Annotated in this window: 10 protein-coding genes; 9 read left to right on the top strand and 1 reads right to left on the bottom strand. The window is 55.5% G+C overall.

All coding sequences use genetic code 11. The annotated features are described in order from the left end of the window. Window positions 1-62: 62 nt before the first annotated feature. The 3 genes from AOB54_00305 to AOB54_00295 are packed head-to-tail and all read left to right on the top strand — an operon-like array spanning window position 63 to window position 4239. The gene (locus AOB54_00305) at window positions 63-2018 is read left to right on the top strand and encodes a transglycosylase SLT domain-containing protein (GenBank protein WVN41865.1); all 1956 of its coding nucleotides are present in this window, start codon (window positions 63-65) and stop codon (window positions 2016-2018) included. Window positions 2019-2051: 33 nt separating this feature from the next. Next, window positions 2052-3014, top strand: a complete 963-nt coding sequence (locus AOB54_00300) for a complex I NDUFA9 subunit family protein (GenBank protein ID WVN41864.1) — start codon at window positions 2052-2054, stop codon at window positions 3012-3014. A gap of 13 nt (window positions 3015-3027) precedes the next feature. After that, window positions 3028-4239 carry a hypothetical protein gene (locus tag AOB54_00295; GenBank protein ID WVN41863.1) on the top strand — a complete coding sequence of 404 codons (1212 nt, stop codon included), beginning with the start codon at window positions 3028-3030 and terminating at the stop codon, window positions 4237-4239. 33 nt (window positions 4240-4272) lie between these two features. Here the strand turns inward: AOB54_00295 and AOB54_00290 are convergent, their stop codons facing one another. Further along, complete coding sequence (locus tag AOB54_00290; GenBank protein ID WVN41862.1) at window positions 4273-5493, bottom strand: SAM-dependent methyltransferase; 1221 nt, start codon at window positions 5491-5493, stop codon at window positions 4273-4275. 33 nt (window positions 5494-5526) lie between these two features. Between AOB54_00290 and AOB54_00285 the strand changes: the two genes are divergently transcribed. The 6 genes from AOB54_00285 (at window position 5527) to glmU (ending at window position 12156) form a co-directional block, all read left to right on the top strand. Next, window positions 5527-6345 (top strand): SDR family oxidoreductase, encoded by an 819-nt coding sequence (locus tag AOB54_00285; protein ID WVN41861.1) that lies wholly within the window; start codon window positions 5527-5529, stop codon window positions 6343-6345. Next, on the top strand, window positions 6345-6731 hold the full coding sequence (locus tag AOB54_00280; protein WVN41860.1) for a dihydroneopterin aldolase: 387 nt from the start codon (window positions 6345-6347) through the stop codon (window positions 6729-6731). Before AOB54_00285 ends, AOB54_00280 begins: the two co-directional genes overlap by 1 nt. 3 nt (window positions 6732-6734) lie before the next feature. After that, window positions 6735-7628 carry a tRNA 2-thiocytidine(32) synthetase TtcA gene (ttcA, locus tag AOB54_00275; GenBank protein ID WVN41859.1) on the top strand — a complete coding sequence of 298 codons (894 nt, stop codon included), beginning with the start codon at window positions 6735-6737 and terminating at the stop codon, window positions 7626-7628. Window positions 7629-7643: 15 nt separating this feature from the next. After that, a complete protein-coding gene (ubiB, locus tag AOB54_00270; protein ID WVN41858.1) occupies window positions 7644-9224 on the top strand; it encodes a ubiquinone biosynthesis regulatory protein kinase UbiB in 1581 nt (526 codons plus the stop codon). 119 nt (window positions 9225-9343) lie between these two features. Further along, the gene (locus AOB54_00265) at window positions 9344-10777 is read left to right on the top strand and encodes a sodium:solute symporter family protein (protein WVN41857.1); all 1434 of its coding nucleotides are present in this window, start codon (window positions 9344-9346) and stop codon (window positions 10775-10777) included. Beyond that, on the top strand, window positions 10774-12156 hold the full coding sequence (gene glmU / locus AOB54_00260; protein ID WVN41856.1) for a bifunctional UDP-N-acetylglucosamine diphosphorylase/glucosamine-1-phosphate N-acetyltransferase GlmU: 1383 nt from the start codon (window positions 10774-10776) through the stop codon (window positions 12154-12156). Before AOB54_00265 ends, glmU begins: the two co-directional genes overlap by 4 nt. Window positions 12157-12158 lie beyond the last annotated feature (2 nt).

The raw sequence follows: 12158 nt of genomic DNA, 5'->3' as shown, positions 1-12158 counted from the left end.
TGCGGTTAAATTTACTCCCTGTGAACCAGCTTCGACAATCCCATCTCCTTAGGGGAAGCCCTTTGTTGCTTCGACACGCACGTCATACCGTTGTTCAATTGGCGGTCTGCTGCTTCGCCGTATTGGTAGATGCCTCTCTGGCCCACGCAACCGCCGATCGAGGGGCCTCTGAAAAAGCGACGGCAGAGAAAAATCCGGCCGCGCCCATTGTTCAAGCGAAGGCCGCTTTCGAGAAGGGCAAAATCCCCGAACTCGAGCGCATCATTTCAAGGCACAAGAATCATCTCTTGGCCGTTTGGCCAGACTATTGGCGACTCAAACTTTTGCTCAGCATTCCCAGTATGGATGCCCGCGAAATGCGTGAACATACCCAAGGGTTTGTCTCCCGGCATCCAGAGCACCCCTTGGTGGAATCGGCCCAGCGTGATCTCATCAATGCCTTGGTGAAGCGCGACCTTTGGGCAGAGGCCGGCGAGGTCATTCTTCAGTTAAATGTCACGATGAGCGGCCCGCAAATTCAGTGCACCAAGGGTCGGCTTGGGCTTTTGCCAGCGCCAACCCCGCTTGCCCAGCTTGTCATTGGCAACGAAGCATTGGATACCTGCCTGGGCCTGATCGACACGTTGGCGACGCGCGAGGAAATTACAGCTGGTTATCTACGCCAACGGTTTCGCTGGGCCGCACAATCGAGCCAAGACAGCCAGTACAACAAAATGGCCGAGATTTTTCGCCGCCATACCAAAGCACATGAGCTCGGCGCCAGGGGGCCTGATCCACTTAAAACCGAGCTCACCCTTGGTCAAATACTTCGATTGACCCGCAATGACAGCCTGGCAAGCCAGGAACATTTTCGGCGTCACCAAAAAGAGCTGACCCTCGAACAACACGATTACGCCGCTTTTGCGGTGGGCGCCGCACTCTGGCGTCGCAGCCATCCCAATGCCTGGCCGCTGATGCTCGAGGGCTGGAAGAGTCTGTCACAACAGCCCGACGCCAATTTACAAAATGCGGCCCGCGAAGCAATTCGGCGAAGCGATTGGGCCAGGCTCACTACGATTGTGGCCGCCATGTCGGAGTCGGCCCGGGCCGAGCCCACTTGGCAATACTGGCGCGCGATTGCACTCAAAGAAACAGAGTCTGCCGATCTGGCCCGAGAAATACTCACAGGCCTACAAGATGACTTCGGCTTTTATGGCGTGTTGGCCCGCGAACTCACGGGCAGCCCTGTGCGGCTGCCACCCAACTCAAACGTGAAACTCACCGCCAATGACCGTCAGCGGCTTGATCGGGATCAGGGCATGGAACGCAGCTATGCCTTGCTGCGTGCGGGGCTTCGGGCCGAGGCTGTCCAAGAGTGGTCGGCAGCAATGCGCAATCGAAGTGATGCTGAACTCATTCAGGCGGCCTTGCATGCCCGAGATGCTGGTTTTTTTGACCGTGCCATTGCGGCAGCTGATCGCACTAGAACTCAGCACGACTTTCATCTGCGGTTTCCAACACCTTACAAAGACACGGTGTTGCCTGCCGCGAAACAGGCTGCCTTGGACCCATGGTGGGTCCTGGGCCTGATCCGACAAGAGTCACGCTTTATTTCAGATATTCGATCTTCTGTGGGTGCCTCAGGACTGATGCAAATCATGCCAGCCACGGGCAGCATGCTTGCAAAAAATATTGGTATGAAAAACACGCGCCAACTCAAACTGACCGATGTGAATCTTAATGTGCGGCTTGGCACCACCTATATGCGTCAGCTTCAAGACCGATTTGGCGGTTCGGCGCTGTTGGCGTCGGCCGCTTATAACGCGGGGCCGTCTCGGGCCCAGTCTTGGCGATCCGCCTTACCAAAAAAGATCGAGGGTGCCGCCTTCGCAGAATCGATTCCCTTCCCGGAAACACGGGACTATGTGAAACGAGTGCTCACCAATGCGGTCTTATACAACGCCCTTCATAATGGAGGGTCTGTGCCGTCGCTTCGGCAGCTGCTTGGCGAGGTTGTGCCAGGCGAGCAGCCAAGTTAAGCCAAGCCCCTGGATTACTACCGGAGAATGTCTATGCCGTTGCTTCATGCTGATGTGGTCATTGTTGGCGGTTCTGGTTTTATTGGTCGCGCCTTGGCGTCGACCTTGATCTCGCGTGGCAAATCGGTGCGCGTGATTACCCGCAAGCGTCAGCAAGCCCGTGATCTATGGTTATTGCCCAAACTAGAAATCATCGAGGCCAACCCCAACGACGAGGCCCAGCTTTACGACGCCTTTGAAAATGCCGACATGGTCGTCAATCTGGTGGGTGTCTTGCACAGCAAGACTGGCAAGCCATGGGGGCCAGATTTTGACGCGGCCCATGTCAAGCTTCCTGCCCGAATCGCACGGTGCATGAACCGGCGCAAAATCCGTCGGCTCGTACACATCAGTGCTCTGGGTGCAGCCGAGCATGCGCCATCAATGTACCTGCGCTCTAAGGCGGCTGGAGAGTCCGCCTTGCGGGCCAATCAAAATATTGATCTGACAATTCTTCGGCCATCAGTGGTCTTTGGGGCAGAAGACCAATTTATGAATCTATTTGCCAAATTGCAACGATTCGCCCCCGTCATTCCATTGGCAACGCCTCATGCAAGGTTTCAGCCAATCGCCGTCCAAGATCTGGCCAACGCCATTGCCAACTGCCTGGAAAACCCGGCCACCATCGGTAAGCAATACGAATGTGTGGGCCCCGATGTCTTGACGCTGTATGAGTTGGTCCACTGGGCAGGCGTTTATGCAGGCTGTCCACGGCCGATTATTCCCTTGCCCGACGGTGCTGCCTGGGTGCAGGCCTGGCTGATGGAAAACCTGCCCGGTAAGCCCATGATGTCCCGGGACAATTTAGCCTCGGCCAGTGTGCCCAACGTTGCGGCCGCTCCGATGTCACCAGACCTTGGCATTGAAAATCCAATCTCGATTCATGCGGTGGCTCCCGCTTATCTGGGCAAAGAGTCACCCCGCGCAAGATTATCCGAGCGTCGTGCAAAAACCTGAGCACAGACTGCCTGTGACCGCGCAATCTGCGTTGTCACAGCTTGCCAAGGTGCTCTCGGCCCCCGACCCCGTTCGGGATCGACTCGGCCCAAAGATTGGCGTCTTCTGTGTTGGCGGTGCAGTCCGTGATGCGATTCTGGGCATCGCCAACGCTGATCTTGATTTTGTCGTGGTCGGCGCCACTGTCGATGAGATGTTGTCGGCGGGCTTTATGCCCGTTGGCCAAGACTTTCCGGTGTTCCTGCACCCCGTCAGCCATGACGAATACGCACTTGCACGAACTGAGCGCAAATCGGGCACCGGTTACAAAGGTTTTGTCTTTAATGCGTCAGCCTCGGTCACGTTAACCGAAGACTTGTCGCGCCGTGATTTAACCATCAATGCCATTGCAATCAACCAGCATGGTGAGTTGATTGATCCATTTCATGGGCTCACGGATCTGCAGGCAGGGGTGTTTCGCCATATTGGCCCGGCATTTTCTGAAGATCCTGTCCGGCTCTTAAGAATCGCACGATTCGCTGCACGATGGCCCAGCTTTACTGTCGCACAAGAGACCATGGCCTTATGTAAGGCCATGGTCACCGCAGGCGAGACCCGCGCGCTCGTTGCAGAGCGTGTCTGGCAAGAGATTCAAAAAGGGTTAATGGCGGAACAACCCTCTCGAATGCTTGATTTGCTGATGGCGTCAGGTGCCTGGTCAGATTTACACGCCAGCGCTGGAGCGCCGCTGCCAGCGACGATGACTGCGCTTGATCAGGCCGCTCATCAACACTTGCCGCTAGAGCTTCGCTATGCCGTGTTGGTCTTTAATCACGGCAGTCCACTGGCAACAGATTTTTTTAAGGCGCCACGTCAGTGTATTGACTTGGCAGTCCTGACAATCCAACAGGCTGACACGCTTAAACCCGTGATGGCCGCACTCGAAAAACCGACATTACTCGCTATCGATGTGGTGTTTGACTGGTTGATGCAGTCCGATGTCGTGCGCAAGCCAGACCGATTTAAGACCTTGATCACGGCCTTGGAGATCACAGGGCTTTTAACTCGCACGCTCGCCCAAGATCTTTGCACCATGGCAGAAATCGTGTGCAGTGATACCGCTACCCATGCGGTGGGGCTTGCGGCCAAAACCGCACAGCAATCGGGCCAGTCGATTGCGCAGGCCACACGGTCGGCCCGCCGAGACCTGTTAAAGACCCATCCGAAATTTATCAATGCCCATTAGCCCCGCCTAAAACTTAAACCGTTGGGCGCAGCATCACAGGCTTGTGTGGCGATCGCCCAAAGCAAATCCTATTGCGTGTAATTGTTCTGCTAAATCAGCCGGCAGGTTTTTGGTAAGCAACATCACCTTGAAGACCTCGCCCATCTCGGATTCAGACAACAAGACCTGTAGTGACTGGAGCAGCTTGGTTCTCAGCACCATGTCCTGCGTTTCATGCAACAGGCGCTGCGCCGACTCTAATAAGCCCGTGTTCATTAAAAACCGGGCCTGGGTCACAAAGCCGCCAACCTCAAACCCGGCCTGCGTCGCAGCCCGCGCCAAGGCTGAAAAATCAACGTGGGCTGTTAGGTCTTGCTGTCCAATGCGGTCAAGCAAATACCGTGGCTCGTCAAAACGCCGGTGTTGGTAATGGGCACAGAGCGTGCCCCGTGTGCGGCCCGGGTGGTCGAGTTCTGGCTGAGCATAGCCATAATCGATCAGAAGAACGGCTCCCCGATCCATGCTCTCAAACAAACTACGACACCAGGGCGCCAGCCACGGGCAGACCTCGCCCCGATAGCCCTGATCCCAAGGCAGACCACGAGCGGCTGCCGCCCGCTGTCGGTCGATCACCACGGCTTGCAGTTCTGCATCGGCGGGCCGCGACTGCCAGACAAGGTTCCCTTCACCAGAGAGTCCCACGCCCCACTCCAAGACCTGATCACCACCCGCCCATTCGAAACATCTCACGGGCATGGCGTCGATTACCTCGTTGGCGAGTACGAGACCTGAAAAGCCTGGCGTCAGGGATGATGTCCACACCACATTCCCCAGATCACGGGTGGCCGCCTGTTGCCGGGCCTGCAGATCGGCCGACAGCTCCACCATCTCAATTGCAATTGGCCCGGCCGACGCATCGGCGCATGCCTGGCTCGCCTGTGCAAGGCGAAGAAGTGCTGCAGCAAGGTCGCCGCGACCACCGCCAAATTCACGAATGCGAAAGGGGGCCGCAGTGGCTTGGCCTGGGTGGGCCAGTCGAAGGGGCTTAGACCAGTCCCAGATGGCCTGGGCAAGCCATGGGCCAAGCATTGGCCCGGTCACAAAATCGCCGCGTGCAGATCCGGCCTTGGCCTGCGGCTGGCCAAACGGGTCGGCGCCGCCGGTGTAATAGCCCAAGCCAGGTGTGTACAAGGCGGTCTGCATAAATGCGTCTGCACCAATCCACCCCCCAGCGTCTTGGATTTGGGCTTGTATTTTTCGAACCAATGGCGTCATGGGCAGCAGGGTATCAAAGCTACACTTAGGCCCATGCCGAATTCCCGAATTCCCAACCCCTCTGCCAAGGCTGAGAAGGCCCCAAAGGCTGCCCTGATCACCGGCGCTGCCGTGCGTCTTGGCCGAGACATTGCACTGGCCATGGCAGCGGATGGCTGGGATATCGGCATCCACTATCGCCATTCAGAGACGCCCGCGCGGGAACTGCAGCGGGCAATTCATGCCATGGGCCGGCAGGCCATTTGTGTTCGTGCGGATTTAAATGCACCCGATCAGGTGAGCGCTGCCTTTGGCCAGGCAGTGCAAGAACTACCGCATCTGTCGTGTGTTGTGAACAATGCCTCGCACTTTGAATTTGATCGGCCAGAAACCGTGAATGCCGATCATCTGCAAAATCATTTCGCAGCCAACCTGGTAGCCCCGGTCTTGCTTACCCGGCTGCTTTACGAGCACCTCCAGCCAAAACATCTTGCTGGGGCAGACCCGTTGGGAGTGGTGATCCATGTGCTGGATCAAAAACTCGCCAATCCCAACCCAGATTTTTATTCCTATACCTTGTCCAAGGCGGCCTTACACGAAGCCACGCGACTCAGTGCCATGGCCCTGGCCCCAGTCTTGCGAGTGGTTGGGGTTAGTCCGGGAATTACCTTGCCATCTGCGGACCAGACCGAAGCCGAATTCGCCAAGACCCACACCATGACACCACTGGGTGCATCCAGTCGGCCCCAGGAAATTGCGCAGGCGGTTGTCTGGCTGGCGCAAGCCCGTGCGGTGACAGGCACAACACTACTGGTCGATGGCGGTCAGCACTTAAGTCCGCAGCCCCGTGATGTCATGATGATGATTCGATAATGCAACTTACCGATCCACGGCTTTCTGATTGCCGAAGAATTTTTCTCAGAGATTTTTCCATTGATGCGTCAATTGGATTTCATGAATTTGAGAAACAGGCACCGCAACGCATCTTAATTAGCGTTGATCTGTTCGTGCCGATTGCCAACAGCACCTCGGCACGTGATGACGTGCTCGATGTGGTCGACTACGATTTCATCCGAACAGGCATTGTGAAAATTGCCCAGTCTCGCCACTTTAATCTTCAAGAAACCTTGATCGACGAAATCTGCAGCCTCTGTCTATCGCAGCCCAATGTCCGTGCAGCAAGGGTCGAGACCCAAAAGCCGGATGTCTATCCCGACTGCAAAACGGTGGGCATCGAAGTTATTCGTTGGGCAGCCTAAGCCATGGGATCAAACGATAAACAGGCCTTTGAGGCCAACAAACTCTCCAAGCGTCTTCATCGGCTCACCGGCCAGGCCATTATGGACTTCAACATGATTGAAGCGGGTGACCGGGTGATGGTCTGCATGTCCGGCGGCAAAGACAGCTATGCACTGCTCGATATCTTGTTGTCCATGAAGGCCCGTGCGCCGATTGACTTTGATATCGTGGCCGTGAACCTTGATCAGGGCCATCCTGGGTTTCCAAAAGACACGCTGCCCAACTATCTCAAAAGCCGTGGTGTCGCCTTTCATATTGAAGACCAAGATACATACTCGATCGTCAAGCGAGTGATTCCCGAGGGCAAAACCATGTGCTCGCTCTGCTCTCGGCTGCGACGCGGCGTGCTCTACCGAGTGGCCACAGAACTGAAGGCCACCAAGATCGCGCTTGGCCATCATCGCGATGACATTCTGCAAACGCTTTTTTTAAATCTGTTTTTCGGCGGAAAACTCAAAGCCATGCCGCCCAAGCTGGTCTCTGATGATGGCCGCCATGTCGTGATTCGGCCGCTCGCCTATTGCGAAGAAAAAGATCTGGCCACATGGGCGGCGTTGCAGCAGTTTCCGATCATTCCCTGCGATCTCTGTGGGTCACAAGAAAATCTACAGCGGCAGCAGGTCAAACAGATGCTGATCGACTGGGAGAAAAAGTTTCCAGGCCGAATCGAATCCATGTTCCAGGCACTGGGCAATGTAGCTCCATCGCATCTACTTGACCCAAAGCTCTTTGATTTCCGCGGACTAACGCCGACCAACGCGCCCAACCCCGATGGCGACCGGGCCTTCGATTTTGAAAACCCGGCCCAGTCAGCGCACACTGTTACCTTTCATTCCCAAAAACCAACCGACCTCTAAGCCCGATAGCTGTTCATGCGCTCGTTTCTTCGCCTTCTCACCATTTTGCGTGTTGTTCTGAAATATGGACTCGATCAGCTTGCGCTGGGGGGCGCTGCCAAAACCTTTGACTCCAGGTTGCTTAATGCCTTCATTGGCCTGTCGCACTTGGGCCGCAAACCCAAAGAGCCGCGCGGCGTTCGGCTTCGATTGGCCATGGAGAGTCTGGGCCCAATTTTTGTGAAGTTCGGCCAGGTACTGTCCACGCGCCGGGACATGCTGCCCGAAGACATTGCCAATGAGTTGGCTAAGCTGCAAGACCGGGTTCCACCATTTGACTCGAAATTGGCAGTCGCCACGATTGAGCGCTCGCTGGGGAAAAAAATTCACGAGATCTTTTCTGAATTTGACGAGACACCCATTGCAAGCGCCTCGATCGCCCAGGTCCACTTAGGCCGGCTACTCGATGGCCGTGAGGTCGCCATCAAGGTCTTGCGCCCGGGCATGGTGGGCATCATTGAGCAAGACATGGGCCTACTGAAACTCATCGCCCGATTTGTTGCCCGATTCTCCAGCGACGGCCGTCGCTTAAAGCCTGTGGAGAACGTCGAAGAGTTTGATGGCTATCTGCACGACGAACTTGATCTCGTGCGTGAGGCCGCCAACGCGAGCCAGCTAAGACGCAACTTTGAAAATTCCAAGCTTTTAAAGATCCCGGAAATGGTCTGGGACCTCTGTCGTCATGATGTGATCGTGATGGAGCGGATTTATGGCATTCCCATCAACCGCTTTGATGAACTCCAGGCACGTGGCATCGATTTGAAAAAATTAGCGCGAGACGGTGTGGAGATTTTCTTCACCCAGGTCTTTCGCGATGGCTACTTCCATGCCGATATGCACCCCGGCAATATCTTGGTTGCCGATCGTGGGCCCCATTTTGGCAACTACATCGCCCTGGATTTCGGCATCGTGGGCACGCTCTCAGAAACCGATAAGAATTATCTTGCCCAGAACTTTCTGGCCTTTTTCCGCAGGGACTACCGCCGCGTAGCCGAGCTTCATGTCGAGTCAGGCTGGGTTCCCGCCGAGACAAGGATTGACGCACTCGAGACCGCGATTCGGGGGGTCTGTGAGCCGTATTTTGACCGGCCCCTAAAAGAGATCTCGCTTGGCCAGGTGTTGGTTCGGCTCTTTCAGGCCTCGCGGCGATTCAATGTGGAAATCCAGCCGCAACTCACGCTACTTCAGAAAACCCTGCTCAATGTCGAAGGTCTGGGCCGACAGTTAGACCCTGATCTAGATCTGTGGAAAACCGCCAAACCATTTTTAGAGCGCTGGATGCAGGAGCAAATCGGGTTTCGGGCGCTGCGCAAGGGCCTGATGAAGGAATCCGAACGCTGGGCTACGACCCTGCCCCAGATGCCGCGACTCTTGCATCAAGCCTTAGCCCATGCGGCCAACCAAAACCCCCAAGAACTGCAAAAACAGGTCCAGGCCTTGGCACGATCGCAACGCCAGACCCGGGCAGTGCTGTGGCTAATGTCAGGCCTGCTGGCGGCTATTTTGGTGGTGGTCTTGCTGGGCACGGACAGCCGCTGGCTGGTCTGGCTCCATTAGGCCCCCACGCCGACCCGGAGCGCTACAAGACACCGGGCAATCCTATAATCACTGTTGCCGGCGTAATGCCGGTTTTTTGTACTGGTTCCCACCCTTAACCTGTCAATAGGGCCCACGACATGCTGCTCTGGCTGGTCATTGCTTACCTGGCGATTTCCATCGCGATCGGCTTATATGCCGCGACCAAGGTTCACAACGCCAAGGACTACATCACGGCCGGACGCAATTTGCCCATGCCCATCGTGCTGGCCATGGTCTTTGCCACCTGGTTCGGGGCAGAAACCGTGTTGGGCATCTCGGCAACATTTCTAGAAAAAGGGTTCCGTGGGCTGATCTCGGATCCGCTTGGCGCTTCCATATGTCTTGTTTTGTTTGGATTGATCTTTGCCAGACCGCTGTATCGCATGAACCTGATGACGCTGGGCGACTACTTCCGTGTGCGCTACAACCGTCAGACCGAATTACTACTCTCCATCTGCATCATCGTGTCGTATCTGGGCTGGGTATCGGCCCAGATCACCGCCTTGGGTCTGGTCTTCAATGTCTTGTCCAATGATCTGATCTCGACAAACCAGGGCATGCTCATCGGTGCCGGTGTGGTTCTGGTCTATACCTTGTTCGGCGGGATGTGGTCGGTGGCCATGACCACTTTTGTGCAGATGATTGTCATCATCATTGGTCTTTTGATCGTGGCCAACAATGCCGCCGACCAGGCTGGCGGGGTTGCCAATGTGATTACCAAGGCATCTGCCGAGGGCAAATTCGAATTTCTCCCCACACTTGACCCAATGGACATGCTGGGCTGGGTTGCTGCCTTGGTCACCATGGCCCTGGGCTCGATCCCACAGCAGGATGTGTTTCAACGGGTGAACTCTTCAAAAAATGAATCGGTGGCCATCTGGGGCACGGCCTTAGGGGGAGTGAGCTATTTTTTCTTCGCTGCAGTGCCCCTTTTCCTAGCCTACACCGCCAACATTATTGACCCCGAAATGGTCAAAAAATACCTTGTGGAAGACTCACAGCTTATTCTTCCAACGCTGATTCTGAGTCATATGCCATTTGTGATTCAGGTCATATTTTTCGGAGCACTCCTGTCGGTCATCATGAGCACCGCATCGGGCACCTTGCTGGCGCCGTCGGTCACCTTTACCGAAAACGTACTCAAAGGGTTTGCACCACGCATGACGGATCATCAGTTTTTATGGGCAACACGGCTCACCGTCTTGGTGTTCACCACGATTGTGACTTACTACGCGATTGCAACAGACTCCAACATTCACACAATGGTGGAGCATGCGTACCGGATTACGCTTGCGGGCGCTTTCGTGCCGTTGGCAGCTGGGCTCTTTTGGAAACGGGCAAGCAATCTCGGTGCAGGGCTCGCGATCACATTGGGGCTGACCACCTGGATCATTCTAGAAATCACAGGGTTTGAAGGCCCCGGAGAGCCCCAGTTGATGGGTCTTTTTGCAAGCTTTTTGGGCATGATTATTGGTTCTTACATGTCGCCTAACCGCGGCCATGGCCACGGCGGCGAGGCGCGTCACATATGAATATCGTGATCTTGGCGGCAGGCAAGGGCACACGGATGCGCTCCGATCTGCCCAAGGTTTTGCATGAAGTTGCCGGCACCCCCATGTTGGGCCATGTCTTGTCTACGGCGCAGGCACTTGGTCCGAAAAAAATTATCGTGGTGATTGGCCATGGCGCTGATTTGGTCCGGGCGAAGTTTGATTCCGCGGTAAAACAATCTGCCACGCCGATTCATTTTGTTCTGCAAGACCCGCCCCAGGGGACTGGCCATGCTGTTGCGCAGGCGGTTGAATTGCTTGCAAAAGAGGTTCCCACGCTGGTGCTGTATGGCGATGTACCCCTGATTGACGTGGCCACCTTAAAACGCTTGGTCCAGGTTGCCAATGAACACCAGCAAATGGGTTTACTGACCGCCAGGCTTGAAAACCCCACCGGCTACGGCCGAATCGTGCGCGACCGTGCTGGCAAGATTTCACAAATCATTGAAGAAAAAGATGCCGATGCTGAGATTCGTAAAATCTCTGAAATTAATACCGGTATTCTCATCGCCCCAACCCCTGCTCTGATTGGCTGGCTGGGCCGTCTGACCAACCACAACGCCCAGGGTGAGTTTTATCTCACCGACATTATTCAAATGGCCTCTAAAGATCAGCAACCCATTGGCTCAGTCCAGCCAAGTTCTAACAACGAAATACTTGGCATCAATAGCCAGGCGCAACGCGCCGAGATCGAGCGGCTCTATCAACAGCGTCAAGCACAGGCCCTGATGGATCAAGGGGTGTGCCTGATGGACCCCGCGCGCTTTGATGTCCGTGGAGAACTCAGCTGTGCTAATGATGTAGTGATTGATGTTGGCTGCATCTTCGAAGGAAAGGTCAGCATTGGCAAAGGAGCTGTGATTGGGCCTCACTGCGTTATTCGCAATAGTCAGATAGGTGCTGGTGCCAAGATTGAGGCCTTCTCCCATATTGAAAATGCAATTGTTGGGCCGCAGGCTGTGGTGGGTCCTTTTGCACGGCTTCGCCCGGGCAGTGAACTCGGTGAGGGCGCCCATGTGGGCAACTTCGTGGAAATTAAAAATACACAACTCGGCCCGCGCTCAAAAGCCAATCACCTGGCCTACCTGGGAGATGCCACCATCGGCAGCCGTGTCAATGTGGGCGCAGGCACGATCACTTGTAACTACGATGGCGCAGAAAAGCACCGCACGGTGATTGAAGACGACGCCTTTATCGGCTCTGACACGCAGTTGGTAGCCCCAGTCACCGTTGGCAAGGGCGCCACGCTGGGCGCGGGAACCACCCTGACACAAGATGCACCGGCTAACGAGTTAACCTTATCGCGCAGTCAGCAGGTGACGATCAAGGGCTATAAACGGCCCCACAAAAAGGCGCATTGATT

Origin of the sequence: beta proteobacterium MWH-UniP1 (assembly GCA_036362785.1) — a bacterium.
GTDB lineage: Bacteria > Pseudomonadota > Gammaproteobacteria > Burkholderiales > Burkholderiaceae_A > Lacustribacter.
This window is presented reverse-complemented; position numbering and strand designations above follow the sequence as displayed.

Excerpts from the sequence above, each read along its gene's own strand:
- glmU (WVN41856.1), top strand. The coding sequence starts at position 10,774 with ATGAATATCGTGATCTTGGCGGCAGGCAAGGGCACACGGATGCGCTCC.
- AOB54_00265 (WVN41857.1), top strand. The coding sequence starts at position 9,344 with ATGCTGCTCTGGCTGGTCATTGCTTACCTGGCGATTTCCATCGCGATC.
- AOB54_00285 (WVN41861.1), top strand. The coding sequence starts at position 5,527 with ATGCCGAATTCCCGAATTCCCAACCCCTCTGCCAAGGCTGAGAAGGCC.
- AOB54_00280 (WVN41860.1), top strand. The coding sequence starts at position 6,345 with ATGCAACTTACCGATCCACGGCTTTCTGATTGCCGAAGAATTTTTCTC.
- ubiB (WVN41858.1), top strand. The coding sequence starts at position 7,644 with ATGCGCTCGTTTCTTCGCCTTCTCACCATTTTGCGTGTTGTTCTGAAA.
- AOB54_00300 (WVN41864.1), top strand. The coding sequence starts at position 2,052 with ATGCCGTTGCTTCATGCTGATGTGGTCATTGTTGGCGGTTCTGGTTTT.
- AOB54_00290 (WVN41862.1), bottom strand. The coding sequence starts at position 5,493 with ATGACGCCATTGGTTCGAAAAATACAAGCCCAAATCCAAGACGCTGGG.
- ttcA (WVN41859.1), top strand. The coding sequence starts at position 6,735 with ATGGGATCAAACGATAAACAGGCCTTTGAGGCCAACAAACTCTCCAAG.